Source organism: Thalassospira sp. MIT121401 (assembly GCF_047125595.1).
Taxonomy (GTDB): Bacteria; Pseudomonadota; Alphaproteobacteria; order Rhodospirillales; family Thalassospiraceae; genus Thalassospira; species Thalassospira povalilytica.
Genome location: NZ_CP138926.1, coordinates 2,213,290 through 2,235,169, shown reverse-complemented (window position 1 = coordinate 2,235,169; position 21,880 = coordinate 2,213,290). Strand labels below are relative to the sequence as shown.

Here is a 21,880-nt window from a genome sequence, read left to right as displayed (position 1 = left end):
GGATTACGCCTGTTTCTTTACGGGGTCTTCGGCAAGAACGAATTTAAGCTGATCTACTGCACCGTCGAGCCGGGCGGAAACCGTTTCGGTCGCCTCGGTCAGACGATCATAATCCGCGCGCATCGCCGAAAGTTGCGCACGCAATGCTTCAACTTCCTGGGTGTCTGAAACGGCGGACTGATTTTTCTGACTGATGGCCGACTCCGCTGCCAGTTCCAGACGGTCCAATGCTGATTTCAGTCGATCACTTGCCTGTTGCAACCGCGACATGGATTATTACCCGATTGTTTGCTGTTTTTCCCTAGACCACAGAACGAATTGATCTGTGACGAATCACTATGGGCCTTATCAAGACCTGTGAAGATGTCATGATCATGGCTTTAACACCCGACACCCTGATCAACAACATTTTTGCCCGGCTGACGGCAAAAACACCACAAGCCGACATTGGTGATAACATCAGGAAAACACGGGGTGCCAATCACAAACCGGTCAGCATGGCGAACCGCAGCCATGCACAACCGACACATCTGTTAGCCGGAATCCGGGTAACAGGCGTCGTTTTTTGACAGAAGCGGTTGACGGATGCCCCCCATAAGGGCATCTTCCGCGCGAATTCCGTTAATTATGGAATAACCGTATTTAAAGTGTTTTCATCGCCCGACCGCGAAACCCCCAGGAACCGCATCACATGACGACGCAAGTAGAACACAACCGCATGGCCAATGCCATCCGCTTCCTCTCGGCAGACGCTGTTGAGAAAGCCAACTCCGGACATCCCGGCATGCCGATGGGCATGGCAGACGTTGCGACTGTTCTTTACACCAAATTCTTGAAATTCGATCCGAAGCACCCGAACTGGCCGGACCGTGACCGTTTCATCCTCTCGGCTGGTCACGGCTCGATGCTTCTTTATTCGCTTCTGCACCTGACCGGTTACGAAGATTTCGATCTTGATCAGATCAAGAATTTCCGTCAGATGGGCTTCCGCACTGCCGGCCACCCGGAATTCGGCCATGGCGCAGGCATCGAAACCACCACCGGCCCGCTGGGTCAGGGTATTGCGACCTCGGTTGGTTTCGCACTTGGCGAACGCATCATGAATGCCCGTTTTGGCGATGATGTTGTTGATCACTACACCTATGTGATTGCGGGCGACGGTTGCCTGATGGAAGGCATCTCGCAGGAAGCCATTTCGATGGCCGGACACATGAAACTTTCGAAACTGATCGTTCTGTTTGACGATAACGGCATTTCGATTGACGGCCCGACGTCGCTTTCGACATCTGAAGATCACACCAAGCGCTTCGAAGCTGCTGGCTGGGATGTTCAGGAAATTGACGGCCACGACCCGGTCGCCATCGAAGCCGCCATTGCCAAGGCAAAAACCACCAACACCCCGTCGATGATCGCCTGCAAAACCCAGATCGGTTTTGGCGCACCGACCAAAGCTGGTAGTTCGGCAACGCACGGTGCTGCCCTTGGCGCCGAAGAACTTGCCGGCATGCGCAAGAAACTGAATTGGGATTACGAGCCCTTCGAAATCCCGGCCGACATCCGTGATGCATGGCTTGCAGCAGGTAGCCGCGGTGCGGATGATTTCAATGCCTGGGGTTCACGTTTCGAAGGTCTTGAAGCTGGTCTGAAAGACGAGTTCGAGCGCCGCGTCGAAGGTAAACTACCGGAAAACTGGATCGAAGCGTTCAACGACTACAAAAAACAGATCACCGCTGATCAGCCGAAAGTCGCGACCCGTAAGGCTTCGCAGAACATTCTTGAAGTTCTGACCAAAGCGATCCCGGAAATGATCGGCGGTTCTGCCGACCTGACCGGTTCGAACAACACCAAGACCGGCGTTCAGGCACCGATCACTGCCGAAGGCGGTTATGAAGGTGCGTATATCTATTACGGTATCCGTGAACACGGCATGGCAGCAGCCATGAACGGTCTGGCCCTGCATGGTGGCGTTCTGCCCTATGGCGGGACCTTCCTGGTCTTTACCGATTATTGCCGCCCGTCGATCCGTCTGTCGGCTTTGATGAACCAGCGCGTTGTTTATGTCATGACCCATGATTCCATCGGTCTTGGCGAAGACGGCCCGACCCACCAGCCGGTCGAACATGTTGCGTCGCTGCGTGCGATGCCGAACGTCACCGTGATCCGCCCGGCGGACGCAGTCGAGACGGCAGAAGCATGGGCAATGGCCATCACCAATGAAAGCGGCCCGACCGTTCTGGCACTGACCCGTCAGAACCTGCCGACGCTGCGTACCGATTATCGTGAAGACAACCTTGTCGCACGTGGCGGTTATGTGATTTCCGATTGCGATGGTGATCGTCAGGTTACCCTGATTGCGACCGGCTCCGAAGTCGAGATCGCAGTTGATGCGCAGGCCAAGCTGAAAGCAGACGGCATCAATGCCGCTGTTGTTTCGCTGCCGAGCTGGGAACTGTTTGACGCCCAGTCGCCGGAATACCGCAAGGACGTTCTGGGCAGCGCACCGCGCGTTGCCATCGAAGCCCTGTCGGTGTTTGGCTGGGAAAAATATGTTGGCGATAACGGCAAGGTTATCGGCATGCACGGTTTCGGTGCTTCGGCTCCGGCCCCGGTTCTTTACGAGCATTTCGGCATCACTGCCGACGCGCTGGTCAAAGCAGCCAAGGAACTGGTTTAATTTACAGGGCCGGATCGGTAACATGCCGATCCGGCCTTTTTTCTATGGGTTTTGAACCCTAAGCCGTGATTGATACTCCCCAGGTACCAATCATTATAATTTTGGAGGGATGAATGGCTATTCGCGTAGCGATTAATGGTTTTGGTCGTATCGGCCGTCTTGTTCTGCGTTCTATCGTTGAAAGCGGTCGCACCGACGTTGAAGTTGTTGCCATCAACGACCTGGGTGACGTCAACACCAACGCACATCTTCTGAAATATGATTCCGTTCATGGCGTTCTTGCCAACGAAGTCAAAGCCGAAGGCGACAACCTGGTCATTGACGGCAAAGCCATCAAGGTTTGCTCCGAGCGTGACCCGGCGAACCTGCCGTGGGCAGCGCTCAATGTTGATATCGCATTTGAATGCACCGGTATCTTCCTTGACGAAGCCGGCGCAGGCAAACACCTGACCGCTGGCGCAAAACGCGTTCTGATTTCGGCCCCGGCAAAGGGCGATATCAAGACCGTTGTTTACGGTGTTAACTCTGACACCCTGACGGCTGATGACGTCATCGTTTCGAACGCTTCGTGCACCACCAACTGCCTGGCACCGGTTGCAGACGTTCTGAACAAGACCGTTGGCATCACCAAAGGCTTCATGACCACTGTTCACGCCTTCACCGGCGACCAGAACACCGTGGACAGCCTGCACAAGGACCTGCGCCGTGCACGTTCGGCATCGCTTTCGATGATCCCGACCTCGACCGGTGCAGCCAAGGCTGTTGGTCTTGTTCTTCCGGAACTCAAGGGCAAACTCGATGGCACCGCCATCCGCGTTCCGACCCCGAACGTTTCCATGGTTGACCTGACCTTCGTTGCTGGCCGTGACACCACCGTTGATGAAGTCAACGCAGCGATCAAAGAAGCTGCAAACGGCCCGCTTAAAGGCGTTCTTGGCGTTTGCGAAGCACCGCTGGTTTCGGTTGATTTCAACCATAACCCGAACAGCTCGACCTTTGATGCGACCCAGACCCAGGTCATGGATGGCAACTTTGTTCGTATCCTGTCCTGGTATGACAACGAGTGGGGCTTCTCCAACCGTATGAGCGACACCGCTGTCGCCATGGCGAAGTTCCTCTAAGCTTCGTTTGATCCGAATTTGGAAAGAGCCCGAAGTATTCTGCTTCGGGCTCTTTTCTTTTGGCGGCCAATCGGTCAGTCTTGCCGTCACCCTGCCCGCCCGGTCAACGCAAAGGAACCAGACCGTGAGCCTATTGTTCAAGGAACTCGATTATCGCCCAACCCCGATGGGGGTTTTGAGCCTGCGCCGACGTCGCGAGCTCAGCCTTGATATCGATGTTTATGAAATCAAGCTTGATGACGAATACCTGATGTCGAGCCTGTTTACCGATGCTGAAATCGCGCTGGCCGACCTTGGGCTGGCGGACCTTGCCGGTGACAATCTTGACGTTGTGGTTGGCGGGCTGGGTCTTGGCTATACCGCAAAGGCGGCACTCGACAATCCGAAGACCGGAAAGCTTACGGTTCTTGATACCCTTCCCGAAGTCATCGAATGGCACCAGCAGGGATTGCTGCCACTTGGTGAACAGCTTTCGGGTGATCGGCGCTGCGAACTGGTTCATGCGGATTTCTTTGGCGCATCACTTTCCGATATTGCGGGCATGAACCCGCAACGCCCCGATACCAGACATGATGCCATTCTGCTTGATGTTGATCATTCACCGGGCAATGTTTTGCATGACGATCACAACCGCCTTTATACAAAGGACGGCTTGCAGAAACTTGCAACACATCTGGTGCCGGGCGGGGTCTTTGCCCTTTGGTCCACAGAATTGCCCGAACCCTGGTTTGAAGAAAATCTGGCGGCGGCCTTTGACGACATTCGCGCCGAGGTCATTACATTCCGCCATCCGCTGATTGACCGTGAAGATATCAATACGGTCTATATCGCACGCAAAGCATCGTAAGACGGAACTGCCGATGACGGTATTTCACGATCCGGTCGTTCGTATTCATGGCATCAAAGGTGCCAGATCGGCCTGCCGTGTGTTGGCCGACCGGCCATTTGTTTTGCTGTCGCCTGAACATGCCGCCCAAATCAACGGGGCACAGTGGTTTGCCGATCTGGTCGGGCTGACACGCGATGAGTTTCCGACTGCGGCCTTTCGCGCCATTCTTGATTGTCGCGGGCGCATGTCCGGGGCTCTGGCGGCACTTGAAATCGGTCTGGATGGCGTGATCATTGATCCGCCGGGCGACAAACAAACCGAAAACCTGCGCGACATGGGTCGGCAACGCGGATGTCAGGTTTTCACAGCCCCGCCCCCGTCCGATGCGATATACGAGATGGAAGACCACCGGCTTCCCGATCGTGAACTTGACCGGCGCCTTGGTGCCAGCCTTGGCTAGGCAATTGCCAAAAGCAGCGCCAGGCGTTACATAACACGCAGGAAATCATCAGGAATTATCACCGTGAACACTGACGAACTTGCCGGTCTTTATCTTTTGACCCCGCCGAAAATCGAACTCGCATCCTTTGGCGAGACGCTGAAGTCGGTTCTTGATACCGGTGCGGTTGATTGCCTGCAGCTTCGCCTGAAAGATGTCAGCGATGATGAAATCCGCAAGGCGATCGATACCATCCTGCCGATGTGTAACGACCGCGACATTCCGCTGATCCTCAATGACCGCCCCGACATTGCCAAAAAGTCCGGCTGTGACGGTGTCCATGTTGGCGAAGAAGACGCCAGCTATGACGAGGCACGCGCCATCATGGGCGAGGAACATATCGTTGGTGTATCGTGCTATGACAGCCGCCATCGCGCGATGATCCTTGGTGAAAAGGGTGCGGATTACGTTGCCTTTGGCGCGTTTTACCCGACCCAGACCAAAGAAACCAAAACCAGCGTTACGCCGGAAATTCTTGAAATCTGGACGACCTTTACCACGGTGCCATGTGTTGCCATCGGCGGCATCACCGCGGAAAATGTCGCCCCGATTGTTCTGGCCGGGGCGGATTTTGTCGCCGTGACCGGCGGGGTCTGGAACCATCCGGACGGCCCCGAAGCCGGTGCCAGGGCCATCAAGGCGGCAATTGCCGCAACCGAGGCCTGAGACAGACTGACATCGTAAAATGTCAGGGGTGGCAAAAGCTTGGCCCCAGCCATGCGGGAATGACGGGCTGTCATGCGCGATAACCCTGATCAATCTGCTTGCAGCAAAACAGCCAAACTGATAGTTAGAGCCCCTTAAATGGGGCGAGTGCCCCCTATTGCATTGTGAATCTGTGATCTGAAAGAACGGTTGGTGCCATGAAAATCAACGGCAACGAAATCCGTCCGGGTAACCTTATCGAACATAAAGGTGCCCTGTGGCGTGCAGTAAAATGCCAGGCTGTAAAGCCGGGTAAAGGCGGTGCTTTTAACCAGGTTGAACTTAAAGACATTCGTACCGGCACCAAGCTGAACGAGCGTTTCCGTGCATCGGAAACCGTCGAAAAGGTTCGCCTTGAGCAGAAAGAATACACCTACCTGTTCGCCGATGGTGACATGATCACCTTCATGGACACCGAAACCTATGATCAGATCACGATCAATTCCGACCTTGTTGGAGAACCCGCTGTTTATCTTCAGGATGGCATGGTTGTTACCATCGAATCCTTCGAAGGTGAGCCGCTTGGCGTGACCCTTCCGGAACATGTCGTCTTCCAGATTGTCGAAGCCGATGCTGTTGTCAAAGGTCAGACCCAGTCTTCTTCTTTCAAACCGGCCGTTCTTGAAAACGGTGTTCGTGTGATGGTGCCCCCGCATATTGAATCGGGTACGCGCATTGTCGTGAACACGGTTGAAGGCACCTATATCGAGCGTGCCAAGGACTAAGGGCGTTCCCTGCCCTTCGGTTTTTCTTTAATTCAAACACCGGGAGATATGCCGTGCGAGGCGCCGCCCGTCGTTCTGCGAATATCAACGTTATGTACAAGGCTGTCGAAAAGGCAGCCTATGGACTGAAACGCGACTTCGGTGAAGTCGAAAACCTTCAGGTGTCGATGAAAGGCCCGGCAGATTTCGTATCTGCGGCTGATCACCGTGCCGAGAAACGCCTGCGTGAAGAACTTGAACGTGCCCGTCCGGGTTACGGCTTCCTTCTTGAAGAAGGCGGTGAGGTCAAGGGTTCCGATCCGGAACATCGCTGGATCATTGATCCGCTTGATGGCACCACCAACTTCCTGCATGGCATTCCGCATTTTGCCATTTCGGTTGCCCTTCAGAAGGGTGACGAAATCATCGCTGGCATGGTTTATGACGTTGCCAAGGATGAGTGCTTCTGGGCGGAAAAGGGCCTTGGTGCGTTTCTTGACAACCGTCGCCTGCGTGTTTCCGGCCGCCGTCGTTTGAACGAATGTGTTCTGGCTTGTGGCGTTCCGCATCTTGGTCATGGTGATCATGCTGCATTCGAAAAACAGCTGCATTCGGTCATGGACCGTTGTGCGGGTGTTCGTCGCATGGGTGCCGCATCCCTTGATCTGGCCTATGTCGCAGCCGGTCGTTATGACGGCTATTGGGAAGCACATCTCAATGCCTGGGACATTGCAGCAGGTCTTTTGATCGTGACCGAAGCCGGCGGTTATGTCCGCGACGCCAATGGCGGCACCAACATGCTTGGTACCGGCAGCGTGGTTGCAGCCAACGACTATGTCCAGCCGGTTCTGGCCAAAACGCTTAAGAAAGCGATCACGGACTAACATCCCGCTTTTATTACCGTTTTTTGAAAGGGGCACTTCGGAATTTACCGAAGTGCCCCTTTTGCTTTATCGGTCAAAGCGGTTGTCCATTATCTGTCTCTAAGCTATGGTGCATGGTACTGCGTAGCCATTTGACGGGCTGCCAGACAACAGGGGTGGCATTCGATAAATTTTCCGGGTGCCTAACGATCGACACAAAACTGTGTAAAAAAGAAAAACGTTATAAGACGATTTCAAACACAGGGTATTAAGGGGCCTGCGATTTGATGAAGGGGTATTCCAAGATTTCCGTGCTTGCGATGTCGGCTGCACTGGGAACCACCGTGTTCTTTGCTGCGAACGCATCCGCACAGCAATACTCCCCCGTCTCGGTTGACAATAGCGTCCAGGTAAACTGGGACGTCGCAGACGGTTTTGGTGATCAGCCAACCGTCCCGCAATATCTTTCACCGTCCGTGTCACGCGAACATATCGTGATGCCCGGTGGTGATCTGATCTTTCCGGAAACCAAACCGAAATCCGAATTTCTTGCCAGCAACCAGTTTGCCGAAACCGGCAGTGCAGGCACCTATGACAGCGACTTTGAGACGGTTGTCATCGATGGTTCGGCTGGCGGCAGCGCATTTCCGACCCAATCAGAATTTTATGGTGTTCCGGGTGTAAACCCGTCAGCCGCAATGGATGATGGTGCCAATCAGGTCATCGCCCTTGAACAGCCTGCACCGACGTCTGCGCCGCGCAGCAAGCCTGCCGCGCCGGTCGCGGTTGCCAGCAGCACATCAAATGCAAATGCGCCAACACCGCTGACCAAACCGGCATCTGCCCCGGCACCGACACCGGCACCAGCCGCACCGGTCATGGCCGAAGCACCGGCTTCGAGCCCGGCACAGGCAACACCGGTCGCAGCGGCGTCTACATCTGCACCTGTATCAGCACCGGCACCTGCCCCGACGACAGAAACAGCCGAGATGGTCGAACCGCCAAAGGCCCCGCCGCTTTTGTCCGATGACAGTGGCCCATCGTCGGCACCAAGTGCACCGGTCGTTGAACCGATTGCCAAGGGCAACGAAGTTCCCCCGCCGCCGGCACCGTCACCCGACACCACACAATCAGCCGCCACCATGGCGGAAACAGCCCCGGCAGTGAAAGCAGAACCGACACCGGCACCGAAACCGGCCGCCGAGGAAGCAGCCATTCCCCCGGCAAACAAGGCCGCACCGGGCCCGATGCCGGCTGCTGGCAGTGACGAATACAGCCTTGGCTTTGCCGCAGACAGCTTTGAGCTGACCGGTCAGGCCAAAAGCGCGCTTGATCAGGTGATTTCGGCAATGAACAAGGATGACAGTCTTCGCATCCAGCTTCAGGCCTATGCCCAGGGCGATGGTGCCAATGCATCCAAGGCGCGCCGCCTGTCGCTGTCGCGCGCGCTTCAGGTTCGTTCCTATCTGATTGATCAGGGCGTGCGTTCAACGCGCATTGATGTTCGTGCCCTGGGTGCGAATGTTCCGTCCGGCCCTGCCGATCGCGTCGATATCAAAACCGTTCAACGCTAGGATTAATCCATCATGAGCAGTCAATCGGCCAATGGTGCAGGTACGCTCCTGCCCATTACCAAACCCGGAAGTTATCTGACACGTATGGCGATCTTTGTTGCCATCATCGTCGGGGTCGGCGCCCTGCTGTTCCCTGCATTGTCTGATGCCTTTATGGCCAATGCTGTTCTTAATGGCTTGATCCTTGGCGTATTTGTCGTCGGGGTGATTTATACCTTCCGCATGGCCGCCAGCCTGTCACCGGAAGTCACCTGGATCGAGGATTTCCGTCGGTCGCGCCCCGGTCTGACATCACAGGTTCCGCCGAAACTTCTGGCCCCGATGGCCAGCATGATGGCCGAACAGCGCCGCGATCGCCCACAACTTTCGACCACATCGACCCGTACCATCCTTGATTCCATCCGGTCGCGCCTTGATGAAAGCCGCGAATTGTCGCGCTATATCGTTGGTCTTCTGGTGTTTCTTGGTCTGCTGGGTACCTTCTGGGGCCTGCTTCAGACCGTGAACTCGGTTGCCGATGTGATTGGCAATGTCAATGTCGGCAGCGGATCGAACATGGATCTGTGGTTCTCTGATCTTAAGGAAGGCCTGTCAGAGCCGCTGAGCGGCATGGGAACGGCGTTCTCGTCCTCGCTGTTTGGTCTTGCCGGTTCGCTGGCACTTGGTCTTCTGGATATGCAGGCCGGTCAGGCCCAGAACCGTTTCTTCAACGATCTTGAAGAATGGCTGTCAAGCTTCACCCGTCTGGGTTCGGGAAGCGCGCTTTCGGATGGCGAACAGTCGGTTCCGGCCTATCTTTCGGCACTGATCGAACAGATGGCCGACAATATGGAAGGACTGCAAAATTCTATCCAGCGTTCGGAAAGCTCCCAAATCAAGTCGCACAATACCCTGATTGATCTGGCCGACAAATTGTCGACCCTGACCGATCAGATGAAGGCCGAGCAGCAATTGATGGTCAAGCTGGCGGAAAACCAGATGCACCTGAAACCGGTGCTTGATCAGCTGGCGGACTCCATGAAAATGGGCAGTTTCGGGATTGACGACAACACGCGCGCCCATATCCGTTCGCTTGATAACCAGCTTGGCCGTGTTGCCGAAGAACTGACCGTCGGCCGCCAGCAATCCACACAGGAAATCAGAAGCGAGATCAAGCTTCTGGCCCGTACCATCGCCGCCATCGCCGAGGAGGGCTGATCGCATGATCGGGCTTTCGCGCCGTCGTAACCGCGATGTGAATACCTGGCCGGGCTTCGTTGATGCGCTGGCAACGCTTTTGATGGTGATCATCTTTCTTCTGATGATCTTTGTCATTGCGCAGGTTTATCTGGGTGCCGCGCTTTCGGGACGTGACGAGGCACTAAGCGATTTGACCGCCCAGGTCAACGAGCTGACCAATCTTTTGTCGCTTGAACGTGGAAACAATCAGCGGATGGAACTGGAACTGACCCAGTTGACCACCGAGCTTTCCAATACCAGCGACCAGCGTGACGACTTGAAGTCCCGCGCAGCCGCCCTTGCGACCCAGCTTGCCGATGCCAAACTTTCGGCTGACGAGATCGAAAAGAAGCTTCTTGCTGCTTTGGCGACCCTTGAAACCAAGGAAACCGAGCTTTCGGAACTGCGCAGCAACAGCGAAGAAAAGATCGCCGATCAGGAAACCCGCATCGAAGAACTTTCTGCACTACTCGCCTCGCGGGCATCAGAACTTGAAACCCAGAAAAATCTGAGCGCAGAAGCACAGGCACAGGTCGCTGCCCTTAATCAGCAGATGCTTGCCCTGCGCCAGCAATTGCAGAAGATCGAAGCCGCACTTGAGGCGTCCGAGCGCGAAAATGCCGACAAGGAAGCCCAGATCGTCAATCTTGGACAGCGCCTGAATGCGGCACTTGCCACCAAGGTTGCCGAGTTGCAGCGTTATCGTTCGGAGTTCTTTGGCCGCCTGCGCGAAGTTCTTGGCGACCGTCAGGATATCCGCGTTGTCGGTGACCGCTTTGTGTTCCAGTCCGAAGTTCTGTTTGGATCGGGATCGGCCGATCTTGGCGAAGAAGGTCAGGAACAGCTGGCAAAACTTGGTCAGACCCTGACGACGATTGCATCGGAAATTCCCGACGATATCGATTGGGTCATGCGTGTTGACGGTCATACGGACAAGGTTCCGATCCGTAACCTCAAATTCGCATCGAACTGGGAATTGTCATCGGCACGTGCCATATCGGTGGTCAAATTCCTGATCGATCAGGGCGTCCCGCCCAACCGGCTGGTAGCAGCAGGCTTTGGTGAATATCAGCCCCTTGATAACCGCGACGATGAAATCGCCTATCGCCGTAACCGGCGCATCGAGTTCAAGATTACTGAACGATAAACGCCCTGCTCAAATCCTTAAACAGCCCGCTGCAATTGCGGGCTGTTTTGCTTTGGGGAGAACAATTTATGATGGAAATGCATCCATAAAATATCTTAGTTTAATTGCAGGCAACTAAACAGAATGAGAAATATTAGGGATGCTCTCAAGAATATGTCTTGCGTTTATAATGTCCGCTTCATTGACCGCATGTGTCACAACTGATGGGCCGACAGATGTAAAAGGTCGATCTTTGAAAATCGACACAAAGGGTTCATTTACGCCAACAGAAAGCCGGTTTAATACCTTCGCGTTTTTAAAGCCCGCCAGCGACTACATAACAGAAGCAAGTGAGCGTAATAACGGTCAAGGCTGGATGGAATCTGTCTACTGGGATTCAGGGCGCTCATTCATTTCGATTGAATTTATAAATGTCGCTTGGTTTTCAAGCAGTACCGAACGACGTTTGGCGGATGTGGAAATTTTCACAAAACTGGCGAAACGATATCCGGTTTCCCAAGAAGATTTCACTGAACTTGATGTGATTTCTCCGCGAACACGGGGATGGCTTGCCAAAAACGAAAAATGTAGCGTTGGCGGCTTTGCCAAGCGATTTAAGGGCCCAACTCCATACGACAATGACCGTGGCCTTCCCGATGCTATCGTTCGGTTCGGTACGTGCGGTGACCGGCTGATCGCATCGCCTGAGCAACTTGTGCAGAAAATCGACTTGATTACTGATAATGACAAAAAGAACATTGCGTCTGCATTTTCCGATGTGAACCCGCTGCCGGGCGCGAAAAAATTGCCACTAACAACAATCAATGGTTCCTGGGCCGGGTTGGTTGATGAATTTTCTGGCTCCGTTACCCGCGAAACAGCAGCGCAAGTCGAGTTTAAATTCTCGCTCCCAGATGAAAGTGCGCAATGCACAGGAACAGCGGTGAATGCACAGAAAACGACGCTGACAGGTAGCTGGGAATTGGAATGCACAAATGGCCTTCACGCTGACGGCATTTGGACGAACCGCCCAGGACAAAACTTTGTCGCAAGCGGATCGGACACCGAAAAACGCAGAGTGCAGTTTGAACTGCGTTCGTGAATAACCTGAAAAATCCGAAACACCGAATCTGGCCCTGCAACCTCATGGTGCAGGGCCTTAATTTTTCTGGTGGGATCAAGGACTTCCCGCTAGGGTCGAAAACCGCGTCACCTTGATATCAAAACATCCATATTCCGGAGCCACCATGCTGCGCGATATTTCGCCCCAGAGTATTTTCATGGGCCTGTTGGCAGGCTTTGTCGGGTCTGCCAGTTCGTTTGCTGTCGTCCTTCAGGGGTTGAGTGCGGTTGGTGCAACACCGCAACAAGCCGCGTCGGGCCTGATGGCGCTTTCGATTTCCATGGGGCTGTGTGCGATTGTGCTGTCGCTCAAGACCCGTCTTCCGATCAGCATCGCCTGGTCAACGCCCGGGGCGGCTTTGCTTGCCACATCCGGTGCGATCGAAGGCGGCTTTGCGGTTGCGGTCGGTGCGTTTATCGTCTGTGCAATCCTGATCATCATAAGCGGCGTGTGGAAACCGTTGGGCCGGGCCGTTGCCGGCATTCCTGCGCCCCTTGCCAATGCGATGCTGGCCGGGGTGTTGCTGGGCCTGTGTCTGGCCCCGGTCAAGGCGGTTGCATTTGATCCGTTGCTTGGCCTGCCGATTGCGATTGCCTGGCTGGTGGTCGGGCGATTTAATCGTCTTCTGGCGGTGCCTGCAGCTTTGCTGGCCTTTATCGCCGTCATGATTTTCGGGGTCGATTTCCCGGAAAATGCGCTGTCGGATTTAAGCGGATCGATCGCCCCGCCGGTCGAATTTGTGATGCCGGTTTTCACGCTTGGTGGTCTGGTCGGTATTGCGCTTCCATTGTTTATCGTCACCATGGCATCGCAAAACATTCCGGGCACGGCGGTCTTGCGCGCCAATGACTATGACACCCCGCCCGGCCCGCTTTTTACCGTGACAGGTATTTTTTCACTGCTTTCGGCCCCGTTCGGTGGTCACGCGGTCAATCTGGCGGCCATCACCGCGGCCCTGTGCGCGGGCAAGGATGCCCATCCTGATCCGACCAAACGGTATTGGGCGGCTGTATCGGGCGGTGTTTTCTATATCGTGTTCGGATTGCTTGCCGGTCTTGTCACGGCCTTTATCAGTCTTGCACCGGGTATCCTGATCGAAGCGGTTGCCGGTCTGGCCCTGATTGGCGCCTTTGCCGGATCAGCCGTTGCCGCCTTTCGCGAGGAAGACGCCCGCGAGGCCGCCGCCGTGACCTTTATCGTTACGGCCGCCGGACTGACATTCTATGGAATTTCCGGGGCATTCTGGGGATTGCTTGCCGGTGGTCTGATTTATCTTCTGACCCATCTCAGAAACCGCTAGATATTCTGAATTGCGAAAAAGCCCGGCAAATCGAATGCCGGGCTTTTTTTATGTTTTCAGCCGGTTTTGGCAGATGAATTGTCATTCGTGTCAATCGCATCAGACACCGATAATTTGCCAAGCAGCTCGCGCATGGCGTCATATTGCGACAGAAAAACCCTTCCGGTCAGATCATCAAGAAAATGGGCGCATTTCAGACGGTCCATCACCGGGCCTTTGACTTCTGACAGATGCAGGGCAATACCCATTTCATCAAGCCGGTGATTGATGGCTTCAAGCGATTCCAGTGCGCTCAGATCAATCTCGTTGATGGCCGAACACATCAGAATGACATGCCTGAGCCGGTCATCCCCGACCACACGATCAAAGATGTAATCCTCAAGAAAACGGGCATTGGCAAAATACAGGCTTTCGTCAATGCGGATCGTCAGGATCGATGGATCGGTAATCACCTTGTGACGTTTGATGTTGCGGAAATGCTGGGTGCTTGGCACCAGTCCGACTTCGGCAATATGGGGCCGTGACGTTTTATACAGGAACAACCCGATCGACAGCACAACACCCGACGTCACCCCGACTTCAACACCGAAGCCCAGCGTCAAAAGGATCGTTGCCAGCACCGCGACGAAATCGGCCTTTGAATATTGCCAGCTGGTTTTAAGGATCGAAAAATCGACCAGCGACAGCACGGCCACAATGATCGTAGCGGCAAGCGTTGCCTTGGGCAGGAAATAGACAAGCGGCGTAAGTGCGATAGCCGCGATCGCCAAACCAATTGCGGTAAAGGCACCGGCCGCCGGGGTTTGCGCACCGGCATCGAAATTGACAACCGAACGGGCAAAACCACCGGTCACAGGATAGCCACCGGTAAAGGCCGCCCCGATATTTGCCGCACCAAGGCCGATAAGTTCCTGATCCGGGTTGATGCGCTGGCGGCGCTTGGCCGCCAAGGTTTGCGCAACCGAGATCGATTCAACAAATCCGATTACAGAAATCAGAATGGCCGGCACCAGCAAATCCGACACCAGTCCGACCGAAAAATCGGGCATGGTCAGCGGCGGCAGACTTTGGGGCACGTCGCCGACAATTTTGACGCCACCATCGGCCAGATGAAACTGCCAAACCGCAAATGTCGTCACCATGACCGCGGCAACCGGTCCGGCCTTTGTCACGACATCGGCAATTCGTGGCCCCATGCCGATCTTGCGCAAGGCGGGTTTAAGCCCCTTGCGCACCCAGAACAGAAACAGCGTTGCAAGCCCGCCAATCAACAGGGTCATCGGATTGGTTTGCGGAAGATGCGCAACAAGGGATGTCACCATTTCCCAAAGATTATGCCCGCCAGCATCCACGCCCAGAATGTGCCTGATCTGACTTGTCGCAATCAGAATGCCCGATGCGGTGATAAATCCGGCAATCACCGGATGGGACAGAAAGTTGGCCAGGAAACCAAGCTTGAACACCCCCATCGCAAGCAGGATCGCCCCGGAAAGCGCCGCAAGTGTAAGGGCCGCCACCGCATAGCCCATCGTACCTGTCTCGGCCACATTGCCGATCGCCGCGGCCGTCATCAGCGAAACCACGGCCACCGGCCCGACGGCCAATGCGCGGCTTGTGCCGAAAATGGCATAAAGAATGATCGGGACAATCGATGCGTAAAGCCCGGCTTCTGGCGGCAATCCCGCCAGAAGCGCATAGGCCAGCGATTGCGGGATCAGCATGATCGTCACAATGATGGCGGCAACCATATCATTGCCGAACGCAGTCCGGTCATAGCTGCGGCCCCAGTCAAGGACGGGGATATATTTCCCAAGACGCGGCAAGGTCATGTTTGGTGACTTTCGATCATATTGCAAAGGTTAAAGGCGCAGCCTTACAACCCGTTCAGGGGAACCTTGAGCATCAGGCGACCGCTTTGATCCTTGGGCAGTTGGCCCGCACGCATATTGACCTGCAGCGATGGCAGGATCAGACGCGGCATATCAAGCTGTGCGTCACGTTCAGTGCGGAATTTGATGAATTCTTCGCGTGTCTTGCCCGCGCCAACATGAATGTTGAACCGGCGTTCGTCACCAACCGTGGTTTCCCAGCGGATGTCACGGCCATTGGGGCCATAGTCATGGCACATGAACAGGCGCATCTCGTCGGGCAGTGACAGCACCTTTTGAATGCTGTCATACAAAACACCGGCATCCCCGCCCGGGAAATCGGCGCGCGCCGAACCGCCATCAGGCATGAACAGCGTATCGCCGACAAAGGCGGCATCCCCCATGACATGCACCATGCAGGCCGGCGTATGGCCCGGGGTAAAGATCGCAAAGCAGGTCATGGATCCAACCTGATAGGTATCGCCATCTTCAAACAGCTTGTCGAACTGGCTGCCATCGCGCTGAAACTCGGTCCCTTCGTTGAAGATCTTGCCAAAGGTTTCCTGAACAACCCGGATATTGGCCCCGATGCCCAGCTTTCCGCCCAGCTGTTGCTGGATATAGGGGGCTGCGGAAAGGTGATCGGCATGAACGTGGGTTTCAATGATCCATTGCAGATCAAGTTCGCGTTCGCGAATATCCTTGATGATGGCGTCTGCGTGATCAAAACTGATGCGGCCCGCGGCATAGTCGATATCCATGACGGAATCGACCACAGCACAGGCGTTGCTTTCCGGGTCCTTGACCACATAGCTGATGGTGTTGGTTGCGTCGTCAAAGAATGCGCGAACGTCTGGCTTTACAGACATATTTACCGGATACGGGGACATGGTATCTCCTTCGGTCAGGCGCACAGATCCGGCGCCGTTAAACACTGTTGAGATCATCCTACCCAGTCATGGTGAAGCGCGTCTGTGACCAAGTCACCAAACACATTCAAATATTATAATTTTTTGATTTTATTGATGAAACAGAAGCCTGAAAGCAGGTGCCTTTACTGTTTTGCCAACGCCTTGATCTGATCGCGGTCAAGAATATGGATGACTCCGCGCGCCTGTTCGATCCAGCCCCGACGCTGGAATTCGGCAAGCTGGCGGGAAATGACTTCGCGCGCGGTGCCGAGCTCGCCTGCAAGTTTTTGGTGGGTTGTCTGGATGGTTTGCTGTTCGGATGACAATTCGATCAGCTTTTGCGCCAGTCGGATATCGAGCCTGCGAAACGCGATTTCTTCGACCACTGCAAACAGATCGGTCATGCGGCGCGAATAGGCCATAAAGACGAACTGGCGAAATTCCGGTGAATCCGCAACCATGCGATCAAACACATCACGGGGAATGGCCACCGCCTGCAATCCGGTTTCTGCGATGCCTTCGGCGGAATAATCTTCATACGCCATCAGACAGGCTGTGGTTAACACACAGCTTTCACCGGCATGCACACGATACAGAACAATTTCACGACCGGTTTCAGATGTTTTCTGAACCCGCACCGTGCCACTTAGCAGCAACAATAACTGTTCGGGTGGCTTTCCCGGGCCAAAGATCACGGTATCGACCGGAATATCAATAACCCGGCTGTTATCGGTCAGATATTGGCGAAGCTCCGTCGACAAACGCGACAATCCGGGAAACTGCATGATCCAGTCTGCGTGCGACATATTTTATCCTGTCTGTTTCCCGCACCATTCAAAACAACAAAAACCTTTTGTGTTTTGTCTTCTTGGCCCCGCAAATGCAAGACCAAAGAACTGAACCCAAATCCGGGGATGGAGGGCAGCCCCGGAACCCGCGGCCAGTTTCCGCCTTTACGACAACCAAATACGGGGTCGCCCGGAAAATCTGATCATTCCTTGTTGGTCGGGATGATCAGATTGCCACGATCATCGATTTCCCAGAACGGGTTAAAGGCAACCTCCCAGGCATGCCCATCCGGGTCGCGGAAATATCCGGAATACCCGCCCCAGAACACCTTTTCGGCCGGCTTCTGGATTTTGGCCCCGGCTTTCTCGGCCTCGGCCATGACCTGATCGACTTCTTCTTCGCTGCGCGCGTTAAAGGCCAGGGTCAGACCGGCAAAACTGGCCCCCGTATCATCATCGAACTTGCCGTCTTCCTTAAGCGCATCACGCCCGAACAGGCCAAGGGCAAGACCATTGGACAGCTGGTAAAACACCACCTGCCCTTCGACCATTTCGGTCATTTTCCAGCCAAGGCCGTTTTCATAGAACCGGCGCGAACGATCCAGATTGGCAACGCCCAAGGTAATCAGCGAAACACGCTGTTCCATCTTATGCCCCCCACTGATTGCTGCATTAAAATCTGTCTGACCATAACACATTGTTTTTCCCGGCCAGAAGACAGACTCGATCATCGCTGGAATATCGCATCGCAACAGAGACGCAATTATATTGCGCGCAAATCGGTACCGGAATAAGTAAATAATAAGTTGACCCAACGTCAACCGATGCAATCGGGCGTTTTACGCATTGCGATGCGAGTTCATTTTGAAAAAAGGTCAGTATTCATTACCATTCTTGTATTCGGTGATGGTCCCGCAAACCGACCCGAATGAATGAGAGAACAGGTCATACCGAAACACTGCACCACATCCCATATAATAAAATGCAGTGCGTAAGACCCGAATGACCCGAATATCAGAGAGATCCCAAGGGAGACCGGTCATGGCACAATTGGCGGCAATCAGTCTGGACGACAAATATACCCTGGAAGAGGGTCGGGTTTACCTGACAGGCATTCAGGCCCTGGTGCGCCTGCCCCTGATGCAGCGCCAGCTTGACGCGCGCGCCGGGTTGAATACGGCAGGCTGTATTTCGGGGTATCGCGGATCGCCGCTGGGCGGACTGGATCAGCAGCTTTGGCGGGCCAAGAAGTTCCTGACCAAACAACAGATCGAATTTCAGGCCGGTGTAAACGAAGACCTTGCCGCAACCGTCGTCTGGGGTAGCCAGCAGGTCAATATGTACAAGGACGCCAAATATGATGGCGTCTTTGGTATGTGGTACGGCAAGGGCCCGGGTGTTGACCGGTCCGGTGACGTGTTCAAACATGCCAACCATGCTGGTACATCCAAACATGGCGGTGTTCTGGTTCTGGCCGGGGATGACCATTCTTGCAAATCATCCACCCTGCCCCATCAGACCGAATATGCGTTTATTGACGCACAGATCCCGGTTCTGAACCCGTCAGGTGTGCAGGATATTCTTGATTTCGGTATTCATGGCTGGGCCATGAGCCGCTATTCCGGGTGCTGGGTCGCGATGAAAACCATCGCCGAAACCGTTGAAAGCTCGGCCGCGGTTGATGTTGCCCCGGACCGCATCACGCCCGTTATCCCGACCGATTTTGTCATGCCCGAAGGCGGGCTTCATATCCGTTGGCCCGATACGCCAAAGGAGCAGGAACACCGCCTGATGAAGTACAAGCTGTATGCCGCACTGGCATATGCGCGTGCCAACAAGCTCAATAAAACCGTGATCGACAGCCCGAATGCGCGGCTTGGCATCATTACCACCGGCAAGGCATATCTTGATGTTATGCAGGCGTTTGACGATCTTGGCATTTCCGAGGAAGACGCCGCAAAGATCGGCATCAAGGTTCTAAAGGTCGGGATGAGCTGGCCGCTCAACCGTGACGATGTACGTGAATTCGCCATGGGTCTGGAAGAAATCATCGTTGTCGAGGAAAAGCGCGCGGTGATGGAAAACCAGGTCAAGGAACAGCTTTATAACTGGCGCGAAGATGTCCGCCCGACCGTGATCGGCAAATTCGATGAAAAAGGCGAATGGATCCTGCCATCGATGGATGAACTGACCCCGGCACGTATTGCCGTGGTTCTGGCCGAACGTATCAAGCGGTTCTATGACAGTCCGGCCATTCATGAACGCATCGACTGGCTGGCCGAAAAGGAAAAGGAAATCGCCGAACCACGCCCGGATGTGGCACGTATTCCGTGGTTCTGCCCGGGTTGCCCGCATAACAGTTCAACCAAGGTCCCCGAAGGAAGCCGTGCGATGGCCGGTATCGGGTGCCATTACATGGTCAACTGGATGGACCGTTCGACCGAAACCTTTACCCATATGGGCGGCGAAGGTGTGACCTGGATCGGTCAGGCACCCTTTACCAATGAAAAGCACGTATTCCAGAATCTGGGCGATGGGACCTATTACCATTCCGGGTCTTTGGCCGTGCGTGCCGCCGTCGCGTCGGGTGTGAATATTACCTACAAGATTCTGTTTAACGATGCGGTCGCCATGACAGGCGGACAGCCGGTTGACGGTCCGTTGACCGTACCGCAAATCACCCGGCAAATGTATGACGAGGGTGCAAAACGCATCATTGTTCTATCGGACGAACCTGACAAATATCCGATGGGATCGGACTTTGCGCCGGGTGTTGATATTCGCCACCGCGATGAGCTTGATAGCACCCAAAAAGAACTGCGTGAAATCGAAGGCGTTTCGATCCTGATCTTTGACCAGACCTGTGCTGCGGAAAAACGCCGTCGTCGCAAACGCAAACTGATGGTCGATCCGCCCAAGCGCGTTTTCATCAATGATCTGGTTTGCGAAGGCTGTGGCGATTGCGGTGAAAAGTCCAACTGCCTTGCGGTTGTGCCGGTCGAAACCGAATTTGGCCGCAAACGTGCGATTGACCAGTCGGCTTGTAACAAGGATTTCTCCTGTCTGAATGGCTTCTGCCCAAGCTTTGTCACCATCGAAGGCGGCTCCTTGCGCAAGCCCGAAGCCGCGGCCAAAGGCGATAAATCAGGTGATGCGGTATTTGCCAGCCTGCCACGTCCGACCCTGCCCGATATTGATGATCCGTGGTCGGTTCTGATCACCGGGGTTGGTGGTACGGGTGTTGTGACCATTGGTGCGTTGCTTGGCATGGCAGCCCATATCGAAGGCAAAGGCATTGTCGGGCTTGATATGGCGGGTCTGGCGCAAAAAGGCGGTGCGGTTGTCAGTCATATCCGCTTTGCCAATGACCAGAACAAACTGCATGCCGCCCGCATTCCGGCCGGTGAAGCCAATGTGGTTTTGGGCTGTGATCTTCTGGTTGCGGCAAGTTACGAAGGCCTTGCCAAGATGCGCCGCAACTTTACACAGGCGGTGATCAACACCCATGAAACCGTCACCGGTGCCTTTACCCGCAATCCGGACTTCCAGCTCAAGACCAACGAGCATATGAAAGTCATCAATGATGCGTGTGGGGCGGATGCGGTGCATTTTGTCGAAGGCAGTGACATTGCAACCCGCCTGATGGGCAATTCGATTGCGACCAACCTGTTCATGCTGGGTGTTGCCTGGCAGCGCGGTCTGATCCCGATCAGTGAAGAAGCCCTGATGCAGGCGATCGAGCTTAACGGTGTTGGTGTGGACATGAACAAGCAGTCCTTCCACTGGGGCCGCCTTTATGCCCACGATCCCAAACGGGTAATTGATGTGGTCGGCCCGAACGAAGCCGAAGCCCATCCGATCGCAACCGAGCTTTCCGACATCGTTGCCAAACGTCGGGCTTTCCTGACCGACTATCAGAATGCTGCTTATGCGGATCGCTTTGTTGCCCTGGTTGACAAGGTTGCTGCTGCTGAAAAGCGGCTTGGTGGTGGTGATGAATTGTCCCGCACGGTTGCCAAATATTACTTCAAACTGATGGCCTACAAGGACGAATACGAAGTCGCGCGTCTTTACACCGATCCAAGGTTCCTTGCCAAACTGGCGAAAAACTTTACCGGTGATTACAAGATCAACTTCCACCTTGCCCCGCCGGCCATTGCGACCCAGGACCCGGAAAGCGGTCAGCTGAAAAAATCGACCTATGGCCCCTGGATGATGAGTGTTTTCCGCATACTTGCGAAATTCAAGTTCCTGCGCGGATCATCGCTTGATCCATTTGGCCGTACACATGAACGCAAGATGGAACGCCAGCTGATTGCCGATTACGAGAAGCTCGTTACAGAAGTTATCGACGGCCTGACTGCGGATAACTTCCGCATTGCCAATGCGTTGCTGGCGCTTCCGGAACAAATTCGCGGTTATGGACATGTCAAGGACGCCAATATCGCCAAGGTCAAGAAACGCGAAGCCGAACTGATCGAACAGTTCCGCAACCCGCCAGAGCACCTCAAGGCAGCGGAGTAAATCCCTGCAATCGACGAAAGGCCCCGAGGTAATCTTCGGGGCCTTTTGTTTAT

19 protein-coding genes are annotated in these 21,880 nt (G+C 54.7%); 14 read left to right on the top strand and 5 right to left on the bottom strand.

Annotated elements, in window-relative coordinates; translation table 11 throughout:
* Nucleotides 1–3: 3 nt before the first annotated feature.
* Nucleotides 4–270, bottom strand: a complete 267-nt coding sequence (locus tag SIB88_RS10250; protein WP_068518125.1) for a hypothetical protein — start codon at nt 268–270, stop codon at nt 4–6.
* Between the two features lie 68 nt (nt 271–338).
* Here SIB88_RS10250 and SIB88_RS10245 point away from each other — a divergent pair, with 68 nt between their 5' ends.
* The 13 genes from SIB88_RS10245 (at nt 339) to SIB88_RS10185 (ending at nt 13,736) form a co-directional block, all read left to right on the top strand.
* Nucleotides 339–569, top strand: a complete 231-nt coding sequence (locus tag SIB88_RS10245; protein ID WP_114112609.1) for a hypothetical protein — start codon at nt 339–341, stop codon at nt 567–569.
* A 122-nt stretch (nt 570–691) separates the two neighbouring features.
* Complete coding sequence (gene tkt, locus SIB88_RS10240; RefSeq protein ID WP_412557997.1) at nt 692–2,674, top strand: transketolase; 1,983 nt, start codon at nt 692–694, stop codon at nt 2,672–2,674.
* Between the two features lie 113 nt (nt 2,675–2,787).
* A complete protein-coding gene (gene gap, locus SIB88_RS10235) occupies nt 2,788–3,795 on the top strand; it encodes a type I glyceraldehyde-3-phosphate dehydrogenase (RefSeq protein WP_068518128.1) in 1,008 nt (335 codons plus the stop codon).
* Nucleotides 3,796–3,919: 124 nt separating this feature from the next.
* On the top strand, nt 3,920–4,642 hold the full coding sequence (locus SIB88_RS10230; RefSeq protein ID WP_412557996.1) for a spermidine synthase: 723 nt from the start codon (nt 3,920–3,922) through the stop codon (nt 4,640–4,642).
* Between the two features lie 13 nt (nt 4,643–4,655).
* A complete protein-coding gene (locus tag SIB88_RS10225) occupies nt 4,656–5,084 on the top strand; it encodes a hypothetical protein (protein ID WP_412557995.1) in 429 nt (142 codons plus the stop codon).
* A 63-nt stretch (nt 5,085–5,147) separates the two neighbouring features.
* Nucleotides 5,148–5,789, top strand: coding sequence for a thiamine phosphate synthase (gene thiE / locus SIB88_RS10220; RefSeq protein WP_412557994.1), 642 nt, complete (start codon nt 5,148–5,150; stop codon nt 5,787–5,789).
* Between the two features lie 197 nt (nt 5,790–5,986).
* Nucleotides 5,987–6,553 (top strand): elongation factor P, encoded by a 567-nt coding sequence (gene efp, locus SIB88_RS10215; RefSeq protein WP_068518132.1) that lies wholly within the window; start codon nt 5,987–5,989, stop codon nt 6,551–6,553.
* 53 nt (nt 6,554–6,606) lie between these two features.
* The gene (locus tag SIB88_RS10210; protein ID WP_412557993.1) at nt 6,607–7,416 is read left to right on the top strand and encodes an inositol monophosphatase family protein; all 810 of its coding nucleotides are present in this window, start codon (nt 6,607–6,609) and stop codon (nt 7,414–7,416) included.
* A gap of 266 nt (nt 7,417–7,682) precedes the next feature.
* Nucleotides 7,683–8,969, top strand: a complete 1,287-nt coding sequence (locus SIB88_RS10205) for an OmpA family protein (RefSeq protein WP_412557992.1) — start codon at nt 7,683–7,685, stop codon at nt 8,967–8,969.
* A 12-nt stretch (nt 8,970–8,981) separates the two neighbouring features.
* The gene (locus SIB88_RS10200; RefSeq protein WP_068518135.1) at nt 8,982–10,166 is read left to right on the top strand and encodes a flagellar motor protein MotA; all 1,185 of its coding nucleotides are present in this window, start codon (nt 8,982–8,984) and stop codon (nt 10,164–10,166) included.
* A gap of 4 nt (nt 10,167–10,170) precedes the next feature.
* Entirely contained in the window at nt 10,171–11,334 is a 1,164-nt protein-coding gene (locus SIB88_RS10195; RefSeq protein ID WP_068518136.1) for a peptidoglycan -binding protein, read from the top strand.
* A gap of 232 nt (nt 11,335–11,566) precedes the next feature.
* Nucleotides 11,567–12,415 (top strand): hypothetical protein, encoded by an 849-nt coding sequence (locus tag SIB88_RS10190; protein WP_228195892.1) that lies wholly within the window; start codon nt 11,567–11,569, stop codon nt 12,413–12,415.
* 145 nt (nt 12,416–12,560) lie between these two features.
* A complete protein-coding gene (locus tag SIB88_RS10185) occupies nt 12,561–13,736 on the top strand; it encodes a benzoate/H(+) symporter BenE family transporter (protein ID WP_412557991.1) in 1,176 nt (391 codons plus the stop codon).
* Nucleotides 13,737–13,792: 56 nt separating this feature from the next.
* Here the strand turns inward: SIB88_RS10185 and SIB88_RS10180 are convergent, their stop codons facing one another.
* The 4 genes from SIB88_RS10180 to SIB88_RS10165 all read right to left on the bottom strand — a co-directional run bounded on the left by SIB88_RS10180 (nt 13,793) and on the right by SIB88_RS10165 (nt 17,950).
* Nucleotides 13,793–15,565, bottom strand: a complete 1,773-nt coding sequence (locus SIB88_RS10180; protein ID WP_412557990.1) for a SulP family inorganic anion transporter — start codon at nt 15,563–15,565, stop codon at nt 13,793–13,795.
* Nucleotides 15,566–15,609: 44 nt separating this feature from the next.
* Nucleotides 15,610–16,473 (bottom strand): MBL fold metallo-hydrolase, encoded by an 864-nt coding sequence (locus SIB88_RS10175; RefSeq protein ID WP_068518285.1) that lies wholly within the window; start codon nt 16,471–16,473, stop codon nt 15,610–15,612.
* Between the two features lie 185 nt (nt 16,474–16,658).
* A complete protein-coding gene (locus tag SIB88_RS10170) occupies nt 16,659–17,321 on the bottom strand; it encodes a Crp/Fnr family transcriptional regulator (protein WP_250283014.1) in 663 nt (220 codons plus the stop codon).
* 185 nt (nt 17,322–17,506) lie between these two features.
* Nucleotides 17,507–17,950, bottom strand: a complete 444-nt coding sequence (locus SIB88_RS10165) for a VOC family protein (protein ID WP_412557989.1) — start codon at nt 17,948–17,950, stop codon at nt 17,507–17,509.
* A 394-nt stretch (nt 17,951–18,344) separates the two neighbouring features.
* Between SIB88_RS10165 and SIB88_RS10160 the strand changes: the two genes are divergently transcribed.
* Nucleotides 18,345–21,827: an indolepyruvate ferredoxin oxidoreductase family protein gene (locus tag SIB88_RS10160; protein WP_412557988.1), complete on the top strand. Its 3,483-nt coding sequence runs from the start codon at nt 18,345–18,347 to the stop codon at nt 21,825–21,827.
* Nucleotides 21,828–21,880 lie beyond the last annotated feature (53 nt).

Coding starts and splice junctions, on each gene's coding strand:
- SIB88_RS10250 (WP_068518125.1), bottom strand. CDS start 270: ATGTCGCGGTTGCAACAGGCAAGTGATCGACTGAAATCAGCATTGGAC.
- SIB88_RS10245 (WP_114112609.1), top strand. CDS start 339: ATGGGCCTTATCAAGACCTGTGAAGATGTCATGATCATGGCTTTAACA.
- tkt (WP_412557997.1), top strand. CDS start 692: ATGACGACGCAAGTAGAACACAACCGCATGGCCAATGCCATCCGCTTC.
- gap (WP_068518128.1), top strand. CDS start 2,788: ATGGCTATTCGCGTAGCGATTAATGGTTTTGGTCGTATCGGCCGTCTT.
- SIB88_RS10225 (WP_412557995.1), top strand. CDS start 4,656: ATGACGGTATTTCACGATCCGGTCGTTCGTATTCATGGCATCAAAGGT.
- efp (WP_068518132.1), top strand. CDS start 5,987: ATGAAAATCAACGGCAACGAAATCCGTCCGGGTAACCTTATCGAACAT.
- SIB88_RS10205 (WP_412557992.1), top strand. CDS start 7,683: ATGAAGGGGTATTCCAAGATTTCCGTGCTTGCGATGTCGGCTGCACTG.
- SIB88_RS10200 (WP_068518135.1), top strand. CDS start 8,982: ATGAGCAGTCAATCGGCCAATGGTGCAGGTACGCTCCTGCCCATTACC.
- SIB88_RS10195 (WP_068518136.1), top strand. CDS start 10,171: ATGATCGGGCTTTCGCGCCGTCGTAACCGCGATGTGAATACCTGGCCG.
- SIB88_RS10185 (WP_412557991.1), top strand. CDS start 12,561: ATGCTGCGCGATATTTCGCCCCAGAGTATTTTCATGGGCCTGTTGGCA.
- SIB88_RS10180 (WP_412557990.1), bottom strand. CDS start 15,565: ATGACCTTGCCGCGTCTTGGGAAATATATCCCCGTCCTTGACTGGGGC.
- SIB88_RS10175 (WP_068518285.1), bottom strand. CDS start 16,473: ATGTCTGTAAAGCCAGACGTTCGCGCATTCTTTGACGACGCAACCAAC.
- SIB88_RS10170 (WP_250283014.1), bottom strand. CDS start 17,321: ATGTCGCACGCAGACTGGATCATGCAGTTTCCCGGATTGTCGCGTTTG.
- SIB88_RS10165 (WP_412557989.1), bottom strand. CDS start 17,950: ATGGAACAGCGTGTTTCGCTGATTACCTTGGGCGTTGCCAATCTGGAT.
- SIB88_RS10160 (WP_412557988.1), top strand. CDS start 18,345: ATGGCACAATTGGCGGCAATCAGTCTGGACGACAAATATACCCTGGAA.